This window comes from Salinigranum sp. (genome assembly GCF_041641895.1).
GTDB lineage: Archaea > Halobacteriota > Halobacteria > Halobacteriales > Haloferacaceae > Salinigranum.
The window spans coordinates 1-19,718 of sequence record NZ_JBEPXO010000030.1; the positions used below are offsets into that span (position 1 = coordinate 1).

At 68.2% G+C, this 19,718-nt stretch carries 26 protein-coding genes and 1 tRNA gene; 8 read left to right on the forward strand and 19 right to left on the reverse strand.

Translation table 11 applies throughout. From position 1 onward, the window contains the following. From ACESK5_RS08285 to ACESK5_RS08325, 9 genes are all read right to left on the reverse strand, one after another. A partial coding sequence (locus ACESK5_RS08285) for a 30S ribosomal protein S3 (RefSeq protein WP_372911087.1) occupies positions 1 to 775 on the reverse strand: 775 nt, incomplete at its 3' end. After that, entirely contained in the window at positions 775 to 1,239 is a 465-nt protein-coding gene (locus ACESK5_RS08290; protein ID WP_372911088.1) for a 50S ribosomal protein L22, read from the reverse strand. The genes ACESK5_RS08285 and ACESK5_RS08290, both read right to left, overlap by 1 nt. Positions 1,240 to 1,242: 3 nt before the next feature. Next, on the reverse strand, positions 1,243 to 1,665 hold the full coding sequence (locus ACESK5_RS08295; protein WP_372911089.1) for a 30S ribosomal protein S19: 423 nt from the start codon (positions 1,663 to 1,665) through the stop codon (positions 1,243 to 1,245). Beyond that, a complete protein-coding gene (locus tag ACESK5_RS08300) occupies positions 1,665 to 2,396 on the reverse strand; it encodes a 50S ribosomal protein L2 (protein WP_372911090.1) in 732 nt (243 codons plus the stop codon). Before ACESK5_RS08300 ends, ACESK5_RS08295 begins: the two co-directional genes overlap by 1 nt. Then, complete coding sequence (locus tag ACESK5_RS08305) at positions 2,397 to 2,651, reverse strand: 50S ribosomal protein L23 (protein ID WP_372911091.1); 255 nt, start codon at positions 2,649 to 2,651, stop codon at positions 2,397 to 2,399. Next, entirely contained in the window at positions 2,648 to 3,391 is a 744-nt protein-coding gene (gene rpl4p, locus ACESK5_RS08310) for a 50S ribosomal protein L4 (RefSeq protein ID WP_372911092.1), read from the reverse strand. Before rpl4p ends, ACESK5_RS08305 begins: the two co-directional genes overlap by 4 nt. Further along, positions 3,391 to 4,407, reverse strand: coding sequence for a 50S ribosomal protein L3 (locus tag ACESK5_RS08315; protein WP_372911093.1), 1,017 nt, complete (start codon positions 4,405 to 4,407; stop codon positions 3,391 to 3,393). Before ACESK5_RS08315 ends, rpl4p begins: the two co-directional genes overlap by 1 nt. Positions 4,408 to 4,412: 5 nt before the next feature. After that, the gene (locus tag ACESK5_RS08320) at positions 4,413 to 5,270 is read right to left on the reverse strand and encodes a putative RNA uridine N3 methyltransferase (protein ID WP_372911094.1); all 858 of its coding nucleotides are present in this window, start codon (positions 5,268 to 5,270) and stop codon (positions 4,413 to 4,415) included. 259 nt (positions 5,271 to 5,529) lie between these two features. Further along, the gene (locus ACESK5_RS08325) at positions 5,530 to 5,877 is read right to left on the reverse strand and encodes a nuclear transport factor 2 family protein (protein WP_372911095.1); all 348 of its coding nucleotides are present in this window, start codon (positions 5,875 to 5,877) and stop codon (positions 5,530 to 5,532) included. Between the two features lie 164 nt (positions 5,878 to 6,041). Between ACESK5_RS08325 and ACESK5_RS08330 the strand changes: the two genes are divergently transcribed. Then, positions 6,042 to 6,112, forward strand: a tRNA-Gly gene (locus ACESK5_RS08330). A 287-nt stretch (positions 6,113 to 6,399) separates the two neighbouring features. On the opposite strand, the gene ACESK5_RS08335 is transcribed toward ACESK5_RS08330, so the two are convergent. Beyond that, complete coding sequence (locus ACESK5_RS08335; RefSeq protein WP_372911096.1) at positions 6,400 to 6,618, reverse strand: hypothetical protein; 219 nt, start codon at positions 6,616 to 6,618, stop codon at positions 6,400 to 6,402. A gap of 127 nt (positions 6,619 to 6,745) precedes the next feature. On the opposite strand from ACESK5_RS08335, the gene ACESK5_RS08340 reads away from it, so the two are divergent. Continuing rightward, positions 6,746 to 6,880: a hypothetical protein gene (locus ACESK5_RS08340; protein WP_372911097.1), complete on the forward strand. Its 135-nt coding sequence runs from the start codon at positions 6,746 to 6,748 to the stop codon at positions 6,878 to 6,880. A gap of 92 nt (positions 6,881 to 6,972) precedes the next feature. On the opposite strand, the gene ACESK5_RS08345 is transcribed toward ACESK5_RS08340, so the two are convergent. The 5 genes from ACESK5_RS08345 to ACESK5_RS08365 all read right to left on the reverse strand — a co-directional run bounded on the left by ACESK5_RS08345 (position 6,973) and on the right by ACESK5_RS08365 (position 9,357). Continuing rightward, entirely contained in the window at positions 6,973 to 7,149 is a 177-nt protein-coding gene (locus tag ACESK5_RS08345; RefSeq protein ID WP_372911098.1) for a hypothetical protein, read from the reverse strand. Between the two features lie 110 nt (positions 7,150 to 7,259). Next, complete coding sequence (locus ACESK5_RS08350) at positions 7,260 to 7,613, reverse strand: hypothetical protein (protein WP_372911099.1); 354 nt, start codon at positions 7,611 to 7,613, stop codon at positions 7,260 to 7,262. Positions 7,614 to 7,673: 60 nt separating this feature from the next. Next, positions 7,674 to 7,844 carry a hypothetical protein gene (locus ACESK5_RS08355; protein WP_372911100.1) on the reverse strand — a complete coding sequence of 57 codons (171 nt, stop codon included), beginning with the start codon at positions 7,842 to 7,844 and terminating at the stop codon, positions 7,674 to 7,676. Between the two features lie 85 nt (positions 7,845 to 7,929). Beyond that, positions 7,930 to 8,229, reverse strand: a complete 300-nt coding sequence (locus ACESK5_RS08360; RefSeq protein ID WP_372911101.1) for a hypothetical protein — start codon at positions 8,227 to 8,229, stop codon at positions 7,930 to 7,932. A 48-nt stretch (positions 8,230 to 8,277) separates the two neighbouring features. Next, positions 8,278 to 9,357 carry a YihY/virulence factor BrkB family protein gene (locus ACESK5_RS08365; RefSeq protein WP_372911102.1) on the reverse strand — a complete coding sequence of 360 codons (1,080 nt, stop codon included), beginning with the start codon at positions 9,355 to 9,357 and terminating at the stop codon, positions 8,278 to 8,280. A 109-nt stretch (positions 9,358 to 9,466) separates the two neighbouring features. Here ACESK5_RS08365 and ACESK5_RS08370 point away from each other — a divergent pair, with 109 nt between their 5' ends. The 4 genes from ACESK5_RS08370 to ACESK5_RS08385 all read left to right on the forward strand — a co-directional run bounded on the left by ACESK5_RS08370 (position 9,467) and on the right by ACESK5_RS08385 (position 12,100). Next, complete coding sequence (locus ACESK5_RS08370) at positions 9,467 to 9,778, forward strand: MTH1187 family thiamine-binding protein (RefSeq protein WP_372911103.1); 312 nt, start codon at positions 9,467 to 9,469, stop codon at positions 9,776 to 9,778. A gap of 42 nt (positions 9,779 to 9,820) precedes the next feature. Continuing rightward, positions 9,821 to 10,774, forward strand: a complete 954-nt coding sequence (mch, locus tag ACESK5_RS08375) for a methenyltetrahydromethanopterin cyclohydrolase (protein WP_372911104.1) — start codon at positions 9,821 to 9,823, stop codon at positions 10,772 to 10,774. Between the two features lie 13 nt (positions 10,775 to 10,787). Then, entirely contained in the window at positions 10,788 to 11,330 is a 543-nt protein-coding gene (locus ACESK5_RS08380; protein WP_372911105.1) for a hypothetical protein, read from the forward strand. Between the two features lie 92 nt (positions 11,331 to 11,422). Beyond that, positions 11,423 to 12,100, forward strand: coding sequence for an HAD family hydrolase (locus ACESK5_RS08385; protein ID WP_372911106.1), 678 nt, complete (start codon positions 11,423 to 11,425; stop codon positions 12,098 to 12,100). Positions 12,101 to 12,215: 115 nt separating this feature from the next. Here ACESK5_RS08385 and ACESK5_RS08390 read toward each other — a convergent pair whose 3' ends face one another. From ACESK5_RS08390 to pyrF, 3 genes are all read right to left on the reverse strand, one after another. After that, positions 12,216 to 13,817 (reverse strand): GTPBP1 family GTP-binding protein, encoded by a 1,602-nt coding sequence (locus ACESK5_RS08390; RefSeq protein WP_372911107.1) that lies wholly within the window; start codon positions 13,815 to 13,817, stop codon positions 12,216 to 12,218. A gap of 96 nt (positions 13,818 to 13,913) precedes the next feature. Continuing rightward, positions 13,914 to 14,399, reverse strand: a complete 486-nt coding sequence (locus ACESK5_RS08395) for a J domain-containing protein (RefSeq protein ID WP_372911108.1) — start codon at positions 14,397 to 14,399, stop codon at positions 13,914 to 13,916. Between the two features lie 236 nt (positions 14,400 to 14,635). After that, positions 14,636 to 15,439, reverse strand: a complete 804-nt coding sequence (gene pyrF, locus ACESK5_RS08400) for an orotidine-5'-phosphate decarboxylase (protein ID WP_372911109.1) — start codon at positions 15,437 to 15,439, stop codon at positions 14,636 to 14,638. Positions 15,440 to 15,543: 104 nt separating this feature from the next. Between pyrF and ACESK5_RS08405 the strand changes: the two genes are divergently transcribed. Beyond that, positions 15,544 to 16,635, forward strand: coding sequence for a hypothetical protein (locus tag ACESK5_RS08405; RefSeq protein WP_372911110.1), 1,092 nt, complete (start codon positions 15,544 to 15,546; stop codon positions 16,633 to 16,635). Positions 16,636 to 16,647: 12 nt separating this feature from the next. On the opposite strand, the gene ACESK5_RS08410 is transcribed toward ACESK5_RS08405, so the two are convergent. Further along, positions 16,648 to 18,216, reverse strand: coding sequence for an amidohydrolase (locus ACESK5_RS08410; RefSeq protein ID WP_372911111.1), 1,569 nt, complete (start codon positions 18,214 to 18,216; stop codon positions 16,648 to 16,650). Positions 18,217 to 18,314: 98 nt separating this feature from the next. Between ACESK5_RS08410 and hmgA the strand changes: the two genes are divergently transcribed. Further along, on the forward strand, positions 18,315 to 19,544 hold the full coding sequence (gene hmgA / locus ACESK5_RS08415; RefSeq protein WP_372911112.1) for a hydroxymethylglutaryl-CoA reductase (NADPH): 1,230 nt from the start codon (positions 18,315 to 18,317) through the stop codon (positions 19,542 to 19,544). Positions 19,545 to 19,718 lie beyond the last annotated feature (174 nt).

A 19,718-nucleotide genomic window follows, 5' to 3' on the forward strand; every position in this document is an offset into this window, starting at 1 on the left:
CGATGTCCTCCTCGTCGACGACCTCGATGTCCTCCTCGTCGAGCACCTCGTCGGGCTCGTCGGTGGGGACCTCGACGTCCTCGTCGGAGAAGTCGGGGACGTCCTCGGGCTCTTCGGTGAGGAGTTCCTCGACGCTCTCGCCGCCGGCCTCGGCGACCTGTTCGACGGCCTCGACCTCGACGTCCTCCTCGATGTGGAAGTCGTCGGGGAGTTCGGCTCCCGGCGGGATGATCTTCACCGTGACGCCGATGGTGCCGAGCTTCATGACGGCGACGCCCTGACCCTCGTCGACGATCTCTTCCGCGGGCTCACCGTTGTGCTTGATGTAGCCGCGGTTGAACTTCTCGACGCGCGAGCGAGCGCCCGTGACCTTCCCGCTCAGGACGATCTCGGCACCCAGTGCGCCGGCTTCCATGATGCGGTCGATGGTCGTGTGGCCGGCCTTCCGGAAGTACCAGCCACGTTCGAGGGCGTTCGCGAGGCGGTCCGCGACGATGCGCGCGTTCAGGTCGGGTTCGTCGACCTCCTGGACGTCGATCTGAGGGTCGTCCAGGTCGAAGCGCTCTTCGAGTTCGCGGGTCACCTTGCGGATGTTCTTCCCACCCTTGCCGATGACCATCCCGGGCTTCTCGGCCTTGAGGACGATCTGGGTGCCCATCGGCGTCTTCGCGACTTCCATCCCGCCGTAGCCGGCGCGACCGAGTTCGTCCGCGAAGAACTCGTCGATCTGTGACCGCTGGAGTCCGTTCTCGATGAACTGATGTTCGTCAGCCATTATTCGGCCTCCTCCTGTTCGATGATGAGTTCGACGTCGCAGAGCGTCGTGTTCCACGGGTCGGCGCGGCCGAACGCACGCGGCTTCCGGCCGGGACGCTCGCCCGTCTTGTGCGCGGCGACGTGCTTGACGACCATCTCACTCCCCTCGAAGCCCTGCTCGTCCGCGTTGTTGCGGACGTTCTCGATGAGCTTCAGGAAGTCCTTCGACGCCTTCTCGGGGTACCGTCCGGCGTCCCAGCCGTCGATGTCGGAGCGGTGTCCGACGCCGGTGTTGTGCTGCTTGAACGGGACGGAACGCTCCTCGTTGATGACGGCCTCGAGGTACGCCTCGGCCTCGGTGACCGTCTTCCCCTTGATGGCACGGGAGATGGCCTTGCTGTGCTTGAGGCTGATGGGCCGGTCGCGGAGCATCCCCTTGGCGGTGGTCTCCGGGTCGGCCTCGACGCTGTAGTTGATTCCCATGGTTTACTTGAGTGGCACGAACTTCGACGAGCGGGTCGCACCGATGCCGGCCTGGCCGTGCTCGACGGAGGTACGCGTGAGCTGGAACTCGCCCAGGTAGTGCCCGATCATCTCGGGCTGGATGCGCACGCGCTCGAACTCCTGTCCGTTGTAGACGGCGAACGTCTTCTCGACGAACGACGGCAGGACGACCATGTCCCGCAGGTGCGTCCGGATGGGGTCGTTCGCCGTCCCCTCGGGGTCCGCGTCACGGACCGTCTCGAGCAGCTTCTCGTGCTGGGCCGTCAGCCCACGAGTGATGGTTCGCCGCTGGCGAGCGGGGAGCAGTTCCGCGACCTCGTCGAGCTCCATGTCCTGCAACTCGTCGAGCGTGTGACCGCGGTAGGTGAACTCACCCTCGCGGCCGGTACGGTATTCCTGACTCATTATTTGTTCCCTGCCTTGCCGCCACGACCGGTCCGCTTGGAGGCGATGTCGCCCACCTTACGGCCCGGCGGCGCGTTGCGCGAGACGGACTTCGGCTTTCCGGGGTGCTGTCGGCCGCCGCCACCGAACGGGTGGTCGACGGCGTTCATCGCGACGCCGCGAACGCGCGGGTACTTCGAGCCGCGCGAGCGCATCTTGTGGTACTTGTTGCCGGCCTTGACGAACGGCTTCTCCGTCCGCCCACCGCCGGCGACGACGCCGATGGTGGCGCGGCACTCGGGGCTGAGGCGCTTGACCTCGCCCGAGGGGAGCTTCACCACGGCTACACGACGGTCGTGGCTCAGCAGCTGTGCCGAGGTGCCCGAGGCGCGGGCGAACTTCCCGCCGTCGCCGGGCTGGGACTCGACGTTACAGACCGGGACCCCTTCCGGAATCTCCGCGAGGGGGAGCGTGTTGCCCGGCTTGATCTCCGCCGAGACGCCGACCTGGATGGTGTCGCCGACGGTGACGCCTTCCGGCGCGAGGACGAGACGCTGGTCGCCGTCATCGAACTCGATGGCGGCGATGGGCGCACTCCGGGCGGGGTCGTGCTCGATGTCGACGACCGTTCCGGAGATGGTGTCGTCGTCCTCTGACTTCTTGTGCGACAGTTCAGCCTTGTAGCGGTGCGACGGCGCCCGGTACGTCGAGGAGCCGTGTCCGCGTTTCTGACCCTGGATTCGTCGTCCCATCTAGAACACCCCGATTCTGGAGGCGATCTCCTGTGCGTCGTCTTCCTCGCTCAGCCGGACGGTCGCCTTCTTCCTGCCCTTGGGCGTCACCTGCGTGTTCACCTTGTCGATGGTGACCTCGTAGCGACGTTCGACCTCTGCTTTGATCTCCGTCTTGGTGGCGTCGAGGTGGACGATGAACTGGAGCTTGTTGTCGAAGTCCATCTCGTTCATCGCCTTCTCCGTGACGAGCGGGTGATGGATGATGCCCGTCATCGCTCGGCCACCTCCGCGAGGGCGCTCTCGGTCCACACGGTCAGGCGCCCGGCGTGGGTGCCCGGCGCGAGGTCCTCGGCGGAGACGTTCGCCGCGGTGGCGACGTCGGCGCCGGCGAGGTTGCGGGCCGCCTTCGAGGGCTCCTCGCTCGTGACGAAGAGGAGAGAGGTCGGCCGGCGGTACTTGCGACCACGGGTCTTCCCGCGGCCGGCGCGAACCGTCCGCTCGTCCGCGCGCTCGACGTCGGCGTGGAGGCCCGCGGCCTCGAGGAAGGAGACGACCTCCTTCGTCTTTACGAGTTCCTCGAACTCGTCGCTCACGACGAGCGGGAGCGCCAGTTCGGAGTCGAACTGGTGACCGCGCTCGCGCACGAGGTCGGCGTCCGCGGTGGCCGCGATGGCCGACCGGACGGCGAGTTGCCGCTCCTTGTCGTTGATTCGCTTCCCCTGGTCCTTCTCGGCCTTCGGCGGGTGGGCCTTGCGGCCACCCACGGTCTGGGGGACGCGACGGCCCTGCCCGTTCTCGCGAGGGACGTGAGCCATGCCGCGGCCGCTCCCGAAGGACTCCGCCGGGGTCCGCATCCCGGCGTAGGGGTCGGCGCCGTACGCCTGCTTCCGGTTGGCCTGCGCGGCAACGACTGCCCGCTGGATGAGGTCCGGGCGGTAGGGCGTGTCGAAGACGTCGGGGAGGTCGACCTCGCCCGCGTCGTCGCCGTTCAGGTCGCGTACTGTTGCTTTCATTATCCTTGGTTCGAGGCGGTGGAGACGTAGCGCACCTCGGGGTCGAGGCGCGGCTGGTCGTTCGGCCGGATGGCCGGGCGGAACCGCAGGAGCCGCTTGTTCGGTCCCGGGAGCGAACCCTTCACCAGCGCGTACGGGCCGTCGACCTCGCCGTAGTTGACGAAGCCGCCGTCGACGCTGGCCTCCGCGCCGTCGCCGACGTCGACGAGGCGCTTGTTGAGTTCGGTCCGCTGGTGGTAGCCCGTCTGCCCCTGCTGGGGGACGGTCGAGCGGACGCGCGAGGGGTTCCACGGGCCGAGGTTGCCGATGCGGCGGCGCCACCCCTGCCGGGCGTGCTTCCCTTTGCGCTTCTGGACGCCCCAGCGCTTGACGGGGCCCTGGGTGCCCTTGCCCTTGGTGATGCCCGACACGTCGAGGTACTGACCGGGGCGGAACACGTCGCTCATGGCGTGTTCACCGCCGGACTCGACGAGGTCGAGCGCGAAGTCGGCGCGCTCGTCGATCGAGCCGCCGCCGACGCGCGTCTCCATCACGTCGGGCTTCTTCTTCGGGACGTTCGCGAGCGCGCCGGGGACCGTGTGCGTGATGACCCGGAGGTCGTCGACCGCACCCTCGTCGAGGAGGGCGCGGAGGTCGTCGGCGTCGTCTTCGAACGTGTCTTCGGCCGGCAGCGAGAGCGTGCGGGAGAGGTCCTCGTGGAACTCGCTCGCCCACACCTCGGTGGTCGGCTTCATACCGTACGACGTCTGTTCGTAGGCTCTGAGGGCGACGGCGCGCATCGGCGGCGTCTCGACGACGGTCACCGGGACCGACTCCTCCATCCCTTCACGGGCGGAGTTCGCGTGGTCGTTGACCATGACGACGTGGGTCATCCCGGCCTTGTAGCCGGCGAAGCCCTGCAGTGCAGGGGAGCCATCGTCGTCGGGCCACGAGCGGAACCGCGGAACCTCGCTCTCCGCGCGCTTTCGCGGGCTGTAGCCCATCGAGCCTTTGCGTGGTCTGCTTGGTTGTGGCATGTGTCTTACTCCGTCTGGCTTGGGAGTGTCAGGGTCGCGAGGGAGGCGAACATCGCTTCCTCCGTCCGCACCACCTCGCTGCCCTGATTCGGAATCGTATTCAGCCAGAGGTCGAACCCCGGATCGTCGGGTTCGACTTCGCCACCTTCCGCGGCGGCGACGGCCTCGGTCTCGATGCCGAGGATGTCCGGAAGCCCCCGACCCGGCGCACCGAAGGCGACTGTCGCGCCTCCTGCGACCTGTCGGGAGAGGTCCGCCACGTCGTGGGCGGACAGCGGTCGCCCGAAGCGGGATGTCGCCACGCGAACCCCGGCGTCGGGGCGGCCCAGCGCTTCCGCGAGGTCCATCCGGGAGACGTCGTACCCCGGCTGTGGGGCGTCGACGATCCGCGCACGGACCGGCTCTCTCGAAGAGATCCTGATGGTGACGCGCTCTCCCGCCTCCACCTCCATCTCTGGAGGCGTGAGGAGGGAGATCGGGTGTTGCAGTCCGCAAGTGACCCGGACGCGGCCTTCAGGTCCGACCTCAGTCACGATTCCCTGTGTTAACGACCCCGATTCGTTCGAATCGGAGCCGGTCGTAGACGCGATTCGGAGGGGCGGCAGGACACCGACGTACGCCAGTTCGTCCCGCCTGTCCCACACCTCCTTTCGGAGGTGGGGTGGTGTGGCGGCGTACCGCAGCACGGTTTCGACGAACCCGCCTCCCCACCGTCTCTCGCCTTCCCGGTCGGGGAAGACGACGAGTCGGTCCGCCCGGAATACCGTCGCCGCACGGGCGACGTAGCCGAGTTTGCGAGTCGCCTCGCGCTGGTCCTCGGCTTCCCGGACGAGGGAAGACGGCACGAGTACGCTGAGTGTCATGCCGAGCCGTCCATCGTCGCGTCTAGACTGTACCCGACGTACCCGAGCCTCGTTGAAAAGGGTAGCGAATCGCGTGTGGGGGTGTGAGGGGCTGACAGTCTCGTGTACACGGGATTCGTGTGTCGGACTCACGTGGGACCGGTACACAACACCCCGTCGGCGTTACCCGGGTCGGCACACACCGTCCAGTACTGCTACCGCTCGCGCGCGTACGTACGGGAGGAAAGGTTCGGCGGCGAGCGCGTGTGGACGACGCTCCTCACTTCGGCTCGACCTTGCCGGCGAACGTCTGTATCGTGATGACGCCGTCCTCGATGCGGAACGTGTCCGTGCAGAACTCGTAGTCGTTGTCCGGCGTCTCGCCGTGCCAGACGATGTACGCAGTGTCGCCCTCGACCTCTTTCATCTCGAGTTCGACCGTCGAGCCGGCCTGTGCGTACTCGTCGAAGAGTCCGGTGAACAGCTCCTCGATTTCGTCGAGACCGTGGAACGTTCCCATGTTCGTGATGACGACCGAGTCCTCGTCGTAGTCGACCATCACCTCGTCCAGATCCTGCGTCGTGAACGCGTCCAGATGGTGGTCGAGAACTTCCTCTGTAGTGCTCATGGGGGTTCACTGGTCAATAGAATGGGAGTATCAAAGCTGTTTGGGTCGTGTACACAGTCGGCACAGCCTCGGCCCGGTACTGTGGTTCTCTGTCACGGCGTCGGTGAAAGGACGGATTTTTATACAACGGTGGCGTCAGTTGGTAATGCGCAGAGCGCGTGACCGCGCTGGTAGTGTAGTGGTATCACGTGACCTTGCCATGGTCACAACCTGGGTTCAAATCCCAGCCAGCGCATTTCTGCCGACGCAAACCGACGAGCGGAGCGAGTCGCGTTTCGAGGCGAAATCACTCCTGTGAATTTGAACCAGAGAGTGAAGTGAGCGAGCGAAACGACCGAGGTTCACAATCCCAGCCAGCGCACGTCTCTCGGGCACCACCCAGCGAGCGACGCTCGTACCACTCACCGTCTGGCGAGTCCGGTGTAGTCGCGGCTGTGGACTGAACCCCGCCTTCACGCAGTCAGCGCGAACGGACGAAGAGAGCCGGCCGCTCGGACGCGGCCTGGCCTCGCTTCCCCAAGGTTACTCGGCAATCGGTCGGCGTCGACGTTCGTCCGCTTCGTCGTCTTCTTCCTCGTCTCCCTCACCTCCTTCGTCCTCGCCACCGCCTTCTTCGTCCGCTTCGCCCTCGCCCCCTCCCTCTCCTGGGCTGGCACATCCTGCGAGGCCGACCCCCGCCACTGCGACACCGATACTCCGAACGAACGTCCGGCGGTCGTACCGCTCGTCGAACCGTCTCATCGACGTATCAGTCGGCACGGTGTCGCGTAAGCGGGAGGCTTGCGTATCCCGAACGGGCCGTCCAGACGTTCACTCGGGAACGTGTAACTCAAGATACTTGTTCCTGTGTCGTGTTAACACGGATGGAATGCCCGAACTCACCATCTCGGACGAACTCTACACCCAGCTGGAGACGGAAGCCGAAGACGGCGACTTCGAGGGAGCCATCTGGAAGATGGTAGCGATGTACCGGCGGAGCCACAACCCGCAGGCGTCTCGGTGAGGCCCTCGGGCCTCGACACCGCGTGTCGACGGCCGTGAGCGTGGTGCGACAGCGGCGGGTGCGGAGCATCCGCGAAAATCGAGTGGGTGTGCTTACGCCGCGAAGAACTCCGCGAGTTCGTCGGCCGTGACCTCGAGGCGTCGCGCGCTGTCGACGGTTTCGAGTTTGGCGGCCGAGACGTGCCAGCTGTCGTACGTCGCGACGCGGTCGAACTCGGTACCGGCGTCGAATCCTCGGTAATCTCTGGTGAGCGTCAGTTTGCGGTTCACAGTCGCAGAGACGGCCCGCTCCGACTAAAGATTTACTACAGAACGAATTAAAATTATCACGTACGTTCCTCGAAGAGTGCGACGGCCCGTGAACGGCCCGGGTTCAGGGCTCACAGCGGAACACCGTCGCCGCCGACACCGGGAACGGTTCGGCGGCCTCGTCGGGGGGCGAGTTCGACCCGCGCCACGACGCCCTCGCGGACCAGATACGCGACGTGTCGCGGCGGGTAGTCGGCGGGCGTGCCGGCCTCGACGGCGTACGTGTAGTCGAAGTCGGCGACGTATCCGCGGTCCGTTTCCCGCACCGGTGGTGTGTCGCTGACGGCGACGTCGACGTGGGTCGCCTCCGGATTGGTCGCGACGAGACTGTTGAGCACGTACGCGGTTTCGTAGTCGGAGACGAACGACCCGACCGACGCGGCGTCGAGTGACGCTGGGAGCGTCGGATACGGCGGCGGGTCCACGTCCCCGGAACCGCTCGGCCCGGGGACATCGGTCTTCAGGTCGAGCGTGGGCCGGCGGGGTCAGAACTCGTGTTGCTTCTGGTGTTTCAGTCGTTCGGCGACGATGCCGGGCACCGTGGTCTGACACCGACGGCAGCGCCAGGTGGGCTTCGTCACGCCGTCGAGTTTCGTGAGGTCGCGCTTCGTCTGCAACAGCGCGTTGCAGCCAGAACAGCGGCGAGAAATCGCCATACACGTGCTACGGTCGAGCCGTATTTGAAACTATCTGCGTCGACGACACGTCGACGGGCGAGCGAGTGGGGCGCGTCGGGCGGGGTCAGTCCTCAACGACGTAGGCGAGCGCCTCGCGACGGGCCCCACAGACACACCGGGCGGGGAGTGCGTCCAGCGACCCGAGCGTGCCACAGTCGAGGCACCGCCAGACGAGGAACGCCTCCCCGAACCCCTCGGCCAGGCGCTTGTTCCGGACGGCGACGGGTGGCCGAACCGCGCGCGACTCGGTGACGGCACTGGGTTCCTCGCTTGCGATGTCGACGAGGCGCTGGGTCTGTGTCTCCGTTGGTTCCTCCGGGTGGGTGGTCCTGGGGGTCGTCGGACCGGGTATTCTGATAGCCATGTGAGAGGGACGCACGCTGCCGTATTAACTGCGAGCCGTCCCCGTGGGTCACTCGGACTCTCTCGGCGACCAGCTGAGTTCGAGCGTGGCCGGTCCGCCGAGGAGCCCGGTGTCGGTCTGTGCGACGACCGAGTCGGGGCGGGGAAGCGTCACCTGTCGGTCGCCGACGGTCACGACGACGTCGCCGTCGCCGTCGGACGCTGGGGCCGCGTCGAGCACGTATTCGAGCGCCTCGAGCGCACTCGTCACCTCGGCGCGGGGGGGCCCGGTCGACTCGTCGTAGTCGACGCCGCCGAGGAGCGGGCGGACGTTGACGTCCCGAGAGCGGTTCGACAGCACGGCGTTGATGGCTGCCCCGAGGAGGATGACCAGTCCCGAGAAGTACAGCCACGTGAGGAGGACGAGGATGCCGGCGACGATGCTCGGGTCCTGCGCCTTCGAACTCACCGAAGCGTACAGTCGAAAGAGCGTCTCGAACGACGCCAGGCCGACCGCGGTGAACAGCACACCGGGGATCACTTCCGTTACGCCGACGTCCGAGTCGGGGAAGACGTAGTACATCGGGAACAGTGCGACGGCGATGAGGAAGACGAGGACGAGACGGTGGAGGACCCACCCGAACCCGGAGTCGCCGAACGTGACCTGGGACTCGACGACGATGGCCCCGACGATGGCGAGCGCGAAGACGACGAGGACGAGCACGCCGTCGGAGATCTGGTCGGCGAACGTGTTCGCCGCCTCCGACTCGTAGATGTCCGAGAAGGCCGTGTCGAGGCCGCGGAAGATGCGGAGCGTCCCCCAGACGAGGAACACCAGCCCGAACAGCGACAGCCCCGCCGACTCGCCGGCCTGGGAGAGTTCACCCACGAAGATGGGGGCCGCCCCCGGCGTGATGACCGAGGCGACGAAGTTCTCGAACGCCGTCTGGAGGCTCTGGTCGCCGATGCGGGCGACGACAGCGAGTACCAGGAGGAGCAACGGGAGCAGCGAGACGAACGCGTGGTAGGCGATACTGCCAGCCATGAACGTGAGCCGCTCGGCGCGGATCTCGTGAACGATGGCGCGGAGCAGGACGAGCGCCCGCTCGAGCCGGGGGTCGGTGTCGGCAACCCGGGAGAGAACAGACATGAGACGCGTACGAGTGCGAGGGAGATAACGTGACAGGGACGAGGAGTGTCACAGTTCGGTCGCCGCGACGACCACCGACAGTTACCTTCTCGCCCGCCCTCTCTCGTTCATGACCGTCATCGCGATGCTGTCCGTGGCACCGGTGGTCGAAGGGAGTATGGCCTCCGAGGTGGCGAAGGCCGTCGCCGCCCTCGACGACTTCGACGTCTCCTACGAGACGAACCCCATGGGAACGGTCGTCGAAGCCGACGACGTCGACACCTTGCTGGCAGCCGTCGCTGCGGCGCACAAGGCCGTCGACGGTGACCGGGTGAGCACGTTCCTGAAGATAGACGACAAGCGCACGCGGACCCAGAGGGCGAGCGAGAAGGTCGACCGCGTGGAGGCGGAACTCGGGCGCGCGGCCCGGCGCGAGCGGTAGGCGAACCCGGCACCATTTATCCGAGGCCGCGGAAGGTGGGGTATGGAGAGTCTCAACCGGATGGCCATCGAACTCGTCGACGAGGTGCTCGACTTCGCCGACGAACTCGGGGTCGTCGTCTACGAACTCGACTCGGGGGCGACGGTCATCGACTGCGGCGTCGACGCGGAGGCTGGCCTGGAGGCGGGTCTCCTCGTCGCGGAGGTACAGACGGCCGGCCTCGCGACCGTTCAGACGCGGATGGACGACGTCGCGGGCGCGCCCGTCCCGCACGTCGAACTCACGACCGACCACCCGGCGCTCGCGCTCCTCTGCTCACAGAAGGCGGGCTGGGAACTCGCCTTCGAGGGCGAAGAGGGAGCGCCGGGGTTCGACGGCCTCGGCGCCGGGCCGGCCCGCGCGCTCGTCGGCGAGGAGAGCGAGTTCCAGGCCGTCGGCTACTACGACGAGTTCGACCTCACGGTGCTCACCGTCGAGAGCATCGACCTGCCGGACGACGCGGTGGCCGAGCACGTCTCGGAACTCACGGGCGTCGAACCGTCGGGCGTGTTCCTGCCGACGTTCGCGACGGGGTCGACCGTCGGGAGCGTGACGATGGCGTCCCGCGCGGCCGAGCTCGGCGTCTTCCGCCTCTTCGAACTCGGCTACGACCCGAAGGACGTCCTCACGGTGTCCGGGTCCGCGCCGGTCGCGCCCGTCAGCTACGACGAGGGTGTCGCGATGGGCCGAACGAACGACGCACTGGCCTACGGCGGCCAGGTGTACATGCAGGTACGCGAGGACAGCGACGTCTTCGACGACCTGCCCTCTACCGCCGCCGAGGAGTACGGGACGCCGTTCGAGACGGTGTTCGAAGAGGCCGACTGGGACTTCTACGAGGTGTCGGACTCGGTGTTCGCGCCCGCGCAAGTCACGGTCGACGTCGTCGACGGCCCGACGCGAGTGCTGGGTAACACGGACGAGGCGATGCTCGCGGAGTCGTTCGGCTTCGCGTGAGGAGCGAGCGAGCATGCGGTTCAAACTCGTCCCGGAGCCTCCCGACGCGACAGCCCGACTCGCGGAGGCCCAGCGGGCCGTCCCGCTCGTACCGGGCACCGAAGACGACTGCTGTGCCCGACTCATGCGTCGACTGGACTTCCCGAGCCGCGACGTGGCGCGGACGTGGCTCACGTTCCTCCGCGCACTGGAACTCATCGAGGAGCGCGACGCCGGGTTCGTCCGCCGCGCACAGGACCCGACGACAGAACACCTCCGACGGGCCTTCATCGACCGGGTGTACGGCGCGCAGGAGGTACTCGATGTCCTCGGCCCGGAACCGCAGGACGCCGACGCCGTCTTCGAGCGGTTCGAGGAGCGCGTCCCCGAGTGGGAGCACTACAAGGACCCCGCCGGGTGGCGCGAGACGTGGCGCGGGCGCGTCGGGCGCCTCCTCGAGTGGGCCGTCCTCCTCGGCCTCGCGGACCGTCGACAGGAGGGCTACGTCGTCTCGGAGACGGCGCCGAGCGACGGAGTCGAGGGGAGCGGCGGCGAGGACGAGGACGGGACTCGCTGAGTGAGTCAGCGGCCGGCGAGACCACGCCGACGGAACGAGCTACGCGGGAGGGCGACGTACGACTTTTGCCGGAGCCGACCCTACGAGGGGCGATGAGTTCCTCATCGGTCGACACGGTACTGTTCGACCTCGACGACACGCTCGTCACCTACAACCGGAGTACGGCAGCGGTGCTCGACGAGGCGTTCGCGGCCGTCGGCGTCGACCCGTTCTTCTCCGCCGACGCGTACTTCGAGCGCTACGAGGAGTTCCTGCCGAGGACCGACTCCATCGAGGGGCTCCGGGAGGCGTGCTTCTCGGCCATCGCGGACGACAGCGGGCGCGACCCGGCAGTCGGCCGCGACGTTGCCCGAGCGTTCAACGCTCGTCGCGACCACGGCGACGTCAGGCTCCTCCCGGGAGCTCGCGAGGTACTCGACGCCTTCGCCGACGAGTACCGGCTGGGACTCGTGACGAACGGGATGCCGACGGTCCAGCGGCCGAAACTCGCGAGAACCGGTCTCGACGAGACATTCGAGACGGTGGTCTTCGCGGGCCACGACACGGAGCCGAAACCGGCGGCGGAACCGTTCCACCGGGCGCTGTCGAGACTCGACGCCAATGCCGACCGGGCCGCCCACGTCGGGAACTCGCTCGCGTCGGACGTCGCCGGGGCCAACGCCGCCGGACTCAGAAGCGTCTGGGTCCCGGCGTACGAGGAGTCGGTCGACGTGACGCCCCACCTCCGTCTCGACTCGCTCGACGAACTCGTCGGTCACTCGTGGGCGTAGGTTCACATACCAGAGCGCGGCAACCCGAACCGTGGTCTGACTCGGACCGTGGGACGACTCGCGACGCGGCGGCACACCGTCTCACCCGCGTGCGGCGTGCCGTCCGTCAGCCCCCTCACTCCTCGTAGACCTCCGTGACGGTCCCGACGCCCTTGCTCCGTCCTTCGCGGAAGACGAAGCGCTGGCCCTCCTCGACCAGATAGGGGCGGAACTTGAACTCGACGTCCGTCGTGCCGCTGTCGCCGGGGAGCAACTGCCCGCCCTCCGGTCGGAACACCGCCGCCTCGCTGATCGTTTCGAGGTGGATTACGGGTTCGTAGCCCGACCCGATGCGGGTGGGGTGGTTGAGCACCATCACCTCCGCCTCGAACCGCCTGACCGGCGCGGGGTCAGCGTCGGCCGGGAGGAGCACCATCCCCCGTTCGAGGTCGGCCTCGCGGACGCCCTTGAGGGCGATGCCGACGATGCGGCCGGCCTTCGCCCGGTCGACCCGGTGGTAGTGCATCTCGATGGAGCGGACTTCGACCTCGCGGAAGGCGCCGTCCGCCATCGGGCCGACGAGGAGTTCGTCGCCGGCCTCGACGGTCCCGGAGTTCACCGTCCCGGAGGCGACGGCGCCGACGCCCGTGACGGAGTACGAACGGTCGATGTACATCCGGAAGTCGCCGTCCTCGTGGGCCGTCTTCGGGAGGTGTTCGAACAGGTAGTCGAGGTCGTCCAGTCCCTGTTTCGTCACGGCGCTGGTCTTGAGAATCGGGACGACGGCGTCGCTAATCTCTTCGACGGCCGTCTCGACGCCGTGGCGCTCGATTCGAAGGGGCGTCTTCCCCACGTCGCGGAGGAGTCGTTCGACCTCGCGTTCGACCTCGCTGACGCGGCCGGCTTCGACCATATCGACCTTGGTGAGGGCGACGACGGTCGGCAGTTCCATCGCCAAGAGGATACCGAGGTGTTCGCGCGTCGTCCGCGTCGGACCGTCGTCGGCGGCGACGACGATGAGCCCGTAGTCGAGTCGCTGGCCGACCAGGCCACGGATGGTCGTCCGGAGCCACGGTTCGTGACCGACCGTGTCGACGAACGAGACGAGGCGCTCCGCCTCCTGGACGACCCGTGCCCGGTCGGCCTTCCGGTGCGGGTTGTCCATCCGGACCGGGCCGTCGGCGTCGAACCCGTACACGCCGTACGAGAGGTCCGCGGAGAGCCCACGTTCGACCTCGTGCGGCTGGACGTCGAGGAACGAGCGGGTCGCCCCCTCGCCGTCGTCGGACCGGCCGGTGACGAGCGACCCGACGAGGGTCGACTTCCCGTGGTCGACGTGTCCCGCGGTTCCGACGACGATGTGGTCGTCGTCGCCGTCGAGCATCGCTCCTTCCTGCAGGGTCGCGACGCCGACGAGGCCGTCGTCGCCGACGCCCCACGTCTCGACGTCGTGGATGTGTGCGCCCGCCTCCTCGGCCAGGAGCGAGAGGACGTCCATCGACTCGGAGAAGTCCTCACGCGAGATGCCGGCGATACCGCCGTCGTCGGTGACGCCGATGACGTACGTCGCCGTGCCGTCGCCCGAGAGGACGCGGTGGCGCAGTTGCGCCGCCAGGCTCTCCATCCGCCCCTCCGAGAGGTGGACGCTCCGAGAGAGCCGTTCCTTGAACTCGATGTAGCCGCCCTCCTCCTCGCCGCGCTCGAGGGCCTCGTCGAGAACGGCCCGGTCAGCGCTCATGCCCGCGGGTAGGAAACCCCCCACGTTAAGACTTTCCGTGGTACGAGTCCCCGTGTCACACGAGCGCTCACGACCGGTGGGTTCGCGTGGGAACGATTACGTCGGATCCTCGGTCAACCGTTCGTACGCCCGGTTGACGCGCTTGAACTCGTCCTCGTCGCCCGACGGTCGGTCCGGATGGACCTCCTTCACCCGTTCGCGGTACGCGCTCCGGACCGCCTCCTCGTCGGCACCGGGGTCGAGACCCAGCGTCCGGTACGCCTCGCGCTGTGACGGCCCGGAGGAGGCACGCTGGCTGCCGAACCGTGACCCCGCCTGCCGCCGGGCGCCGGCGCCGAACCCGCCCGGACCGGCCTGCTCGCCGCGAGGACCACGGAACCGGCTGCCCGCGCGGACCCGTCGGGTTCGGGTTCGTTCCTGGAGGCGGCCGCTCGCCTGGTACCACATGAAGTACGTCGTCGCCGCGAACGGGACGGCGATGACGAGCAGGAACAACTGCTGGGTGAACGAGAGCACCACTAGGAGGACGGTCATCCCGGCGAAGACGGCTGCGAGCCCCAAGACGAGTCGGTCTCGGTCCACACCCGACGTTAGGCGTGTGGGGTTGTAAGCGTCTCGCACCCGACGGCCGTGCGGCCCGCGGACCACCGGGCGGAACGCTCATACCCGAGTGTGCCGACTACTAGCACGACGATATGTACGGCGACGACCACGGATCGTACCGGTGTGAGGCGTGTGGAAAGGAGTTCGAGACGGAACGCGCCCTCCGAGCACACGTACACACCGTCGGCCTCGTCGACTGAGGGGCGCGCGGCGCGTCAGCGGTACTGGTTGAGCCGCTTCTTCAGTCGCTTGGCCGCCTCGCCCGACGCCTTCGCGAACCCCTCTCCCTGCTCCTCGTCCGCGAAGATAATTCCCCGTGAGGAGTTGACCAGACCGACGCCGTCGGCGAGGCCGTAGGTGACGGCGGCCTCCGCGTCGCCGCCCTGTGCGCCGACACCCGGGACCAGGAAGGGGAGGTCGGGCACCTGCTCGCGGACGGACTCGAGCTCCTCGGGCGTGGTGGCGCCGACGACGAGGCCGACGTTCTCGTTGCGGTTCCACAGGTCCGCGAGCGCCGCGACGCGTTCGTACACCCGTTCGCCGGAGGAGAGTTCGAGGTCCTGCAGGTCGCCGCCGCCGGGGTTGGAGGTGCGACAGAGGACGAACACGCCCTTGTCGGCGCGAGAGAGGAACGGTTCGAGCGAGTCGCGCCCGAGGTACGGGTTGAGCGTGATGGCGTCGGCGTGGTCGAGCAGTGCCGCGTACTGCCGGGAGGTGTTCCCGATGTCGCCCCGTTTCGCGTCGAGGAGGACGGGCACGTCCTTGCCGTGGGCGTACGCGATGGTCTCGCGGAGGGCGCGCCAGCCGTCGCCGTCCTCGTAGAACGCCGCGTTCGGCTTGTAGCAGGCGGCGTGCTCGTGGGTGGCGTCGATGATGCGGCGGTTGAACGCCCAGCGCGGCAGGTCGTACTCGTCGAGGTGGTCGGGGATGCGGGCGGGGTCGGGGTCGAGTCCGACCGAGACGACGCTGTCGACCCGGTCGATACGGGCGCGGAGACGGTCGAAGAAGCGCTCACTCATTGGCGCGTATCCTCCCCGGGGGCGCAAAGAGAGTTCGGATTCGGCGTGGACGGCGTGACCGTAGTTTATCATCGTGTGTGTCGTACGATAGCACGTGAGGGGCGATGGGAACGATTCGACGGTCGGTCGAACGAGGGGACGAGCGGGGTCGTGAGCCGACGGCGTACTGGCTCACACGCGCCCTCCCGCGGAGTACCCGTGGGACGCTAATCGCGGCGGGAGCAGTCGCCGGCGGGTTGTACGTCAGCGGTCTCGTGACGGCAGTCGCCACCGGTCGACCCGGGTATCTCCAGGCGAGCGACTTCTACCTGTACGCGCTGGGCGCGTTCTTCGAGGTCGTGCTGCTCTGTAACTGGTCGGCGCGCTATCCGGAACTGTGGCAGTCACTCGACGAGGAAACGCGAACGGGCGACCGACTGTTCGACGTTCCGCGGGAGGCGTACCGGGACGTCGTCGACCGTGGCCTCCGCCGTGCCTACCGGCTGGACGGACCGGTCGTCCTCTTCGTGTCGTACCACGTCTTCGTCATGCTCGTCCTGTTCCAGGGAGGGACGTTCGGCCACATCAGGCACTGGAACCTCGTCGTCGTCAACCTCCTCGGAGCCTTCGTCGTGTATCTCTTCGTCGGCCACGTCCTCCTCCTCCGCGACGTCGCCGCGTTACCGGTCACCGATGTCGACGCGGCGGCCGAACGGTTCGAGACGGTCATCGACTTCGGGTTACTCGTCATCGTGGAGTGGTTCCCCGCGGTCACGGTACTCTTCGCGTACGTGTTCGAGACGCTGTACGAAGCGGTCGCCGCGGGGGATAGGCTCTGGACGAGTTTCCTGACGATTCTCCTCGGTGGCGGCCCGCCCGGAGCGACGAGCGAACTCTTCCTGCTCCTCGGATTCGCCGTCGGTGGTGTCCTCGCGTTCGTCGTGACCCTCCTCTCGATCCACACCAGTCTCGCCGCCGCCCGGCGCAGGGAGCTACACGCGATTCGACGCGAGTACGACGAGTTCTACGAACTGTGGAAGGCCGAATCGGAGTCGACGGACCGTCTGGCGACCGGTCTCGACATCCTCGAACGGAAACGAACGAGCGTGAAGGCGGCACGAACGTGGCCGTACAACGCCTCGATGGTGCTCAGACTCGGGGTGGCGTCACAGATTCCGGTTCTCAGTCTCGTCGCTCGGGTGCTGGCCGGGGGGTGACGGACGGGGACGTCACGCCAGCGACGTGGACTCGTACACCACCCGCCCGTCGACGACGGTCAACACGGGGTCGACGTCGGCGACGGCGTCCGTCTCCCACGGCGACTCGTCGAGGGCGACCAGGTCCGCGCGGGCGCCGACCGAGAGCGTGCCGAGTCGGTCCTCGTCGAAGCCGGCGTACGCCCCCCCGGCGGTGTACGCGCGGAGCGCCTCGGTGACCGAGAGCCGCTGTGCCTCGTGGGGCGCGTCGACGGCGTGAGAGACGCCCAGAAGCGGGTCGAGCGGCATACAGTCGCTCCCGAACGCGAGGGCGACGCCGGCGTCGAGCATCGCCCGGTAGCGGTTCGTCTCCGTCCGGCGCGAGCCGAGTCGTCGCTCGTACAGTCCGCCCTCGTCGGCCCACTTCAGGAAGTTGGGCTGGACCGACGCGACGACGCCCGCCTCTCGCATCCGTTCGATGGCCTCGTCGTCGGCGAGTTCGGCGTGTTCGATGCGGTGGCGTCGCTCCCGGTCGTCCCCCGAGGCGGCCTCGAAGGCGTCGAGGACGGCGTCGACCGCCTCGTCGCCGATGGCGTGAGCCGTCACCTGAAGGCCCGCGGCGTCGGCACGGGTCACGAGTTCGTGCAACTCCGCGGGCGGGACGACCCACTGCCCCGTCGTCTCGGCGTCGGCGTACGGTTCGGAGAGCTTCGCCGTGCGACCGCCGAAGCTCCCGTCGGTGTAGGTCTTGATGGCACCCACGGTGACGAGACCGGCCCCGTGGTTCGTCCGGAGGCCGACATCGAGGAGCGAGTCGAGGTGGTCCGACCAGTAGTTGAGTCGGACGCGGAGCGAGAGTTCCCCCGCGGCGTCGAGGTCACGGTACACCTCGGGGGCGAAGGAGTTCCGGACCATGTCGTGGACGCCCGTGACGCCGCGCTCGTTGGCGTGACGCTGAGCGGCCGTGAGGAGCGTCCGCGTCTCCGCCCGAGAGGGGGCGACGGCGTCCCAGACGTCGTCGACGGCCGTCTCGACGAGGACGCCCGTCGCCCTGCCGTCCTCGCCCCGTACGTCACCCCCGTGGTCGCCCGCCTCGAGGCCGAGGCGGTCGAGCGCGGCCGAGTTGACGGAGGCGACGTGCATGTCCTCGCGGAAGGCCACGACGGGGCGAGCGTCGGAGACCTCGTCGAGTTCACCGCGGGTGAGGTAGCGGTCGTCCGTCCAGCGCGACTCGTCGTAGCCGAAGCCCTGGACCCACCCGTCCGTCGCGTCACCGTCGTCTCCAGCGTCGCCGAGTTCGGCCGCTCGCTCACGGAGTCGGTCGACGGCGTCGGACCGCGAGTCGACGGAGAGGTCGGCGTGGACGAGTCGCCGGCCGACCATCGGGAGGTGGGTGTGGGCGTCGACGAACCCCGGGAGCACGACGCGACCAGCGAGGTCGATTACGCGGGTGTCGGTGCCCACGAGGAACTCCACGTCGTAGGCGTTCGTGAGCCGGACGAGACGGCCGTCGCGGACGGCGAGCGCTTCGTACGTCTCGTCGGGGTCGGTGAGCGTGTGTACCTCCGCGTCGGTGAGGACGAGGTCGGCGGCCGCGGTCATACACCCTCAGGTGCGGGGGAGGGGCAAGAACGTTCGGGAGTCGGGGAGGAAGCGGACGGACCGACAAGCGTTAGACTCGCGAGGGAGACGTGAGCCGTATGACCGACTCGGACACGGACCCTACCCCCGAGACGCTCGCCGACCGCGTCCGCGCGGGCGAGGTCCGCTTCCACGCACTCGAAGAACACGCCGACGCCGACACGGCCACCGCGGCGCGCCGTCTCCTCGTCGAGGAGCAGTCGGGCGCGTCGCTCGACCACGTCGGCGCGTACTCGTTCGACGCCGCCGCCGCCGCCCCGAACATCGAGAACATGACCGGTTCCGTCCAGATTCCGGCGGGCGTCGTCGGTCCCGTCTCCATCGATGGCGGCGCCGCCGCGGGGGAGTACTACCTCCCGATGGCGACCACCGAGGGGGCGCTCCTCGCCTCGGTGAACCGCGGCTGTTCAGTCATCGACCGGGCCGGCGGGGCGTCCGCCCGGGTGACCACCACGGGGATGACGCGCGCGCCGGTGTTCCACGTCGAGTCGGTGGTCGAGGGCGAGGCGCTGGCGTCGTGGGTCCGGGACAACGTCGACACCCTGAGGGACGCCGCCGAGGCGACGACGAACCACGGCGAACTGGAGGAAGTGAAGCCGTACGTCGTCGGCGACAACGTCTTCCTCCGCTTCCGGTACGACACGAAGGACGCGATGGGGATGAACATGGCCACCATCGCCACGCGGGCGGCCTGTGAAGTGGTCGAGGCGGAGACGACCGCCTCGCTCGTGGCGCTGTCGGGCAACCTCTGTACGGACAAGAAGCCCGCCGCCATCAACGCCGTCGAGGGACGGGGACGGAGCGTCACCGCCGACGTCCTCGTCCCCCGCGAGGTGGTCGAGGAGCGCCTCCACACCACCCCCGAAGCCATCGCGGAGGTGAACACCCGGAAGAACCTGGTGGGGAGCGCGAAGGCGGGGTCGCTCGGGTTCAACGCCCACGTCGCCAACGTCGTCGCCGCGATGTTCCTCGCGACGGGGCAGGACGCCGCACAGGTCGTCGAGGGGGCCAACGCCATCACCACCGTCGACGTCCGCGAGGAGGGGCTGTACGCGTCGGTGTCGCTCGCCTCCCTCGAGGTGGGCACCGTCGGCGGCGGGACGAAACTCCCGACGCAGGCGGAGGGACTGGACGTGCTGGGCGTCCGCGGCGGCGGCGACCCCCCGGGGACGAACGCCGACGCCCTCGCGGAGTGTGTCGCCGTCGGCGCACTCGCGGGCGAACTCTCGCTGCTGTCGGCGCTCGCCTCCAGACACCTCTCCTCGGCGCACGAGTCGCTCGGGCGCTAAGTTCGGTAGACGCTCGGGCGGGGGAGGGACTCGGATGCCCGCTCGGCAGCGGACGAGAGAGCCCCACCGGGGCACGACAGTCACCTCGGCTCCCCAGCGAGGACACCGTCGAACGGGTATCGGAAACGTATCGGCATACGTTCACTTTCACTTCCGCCGCGCGTCTGGCTCGCG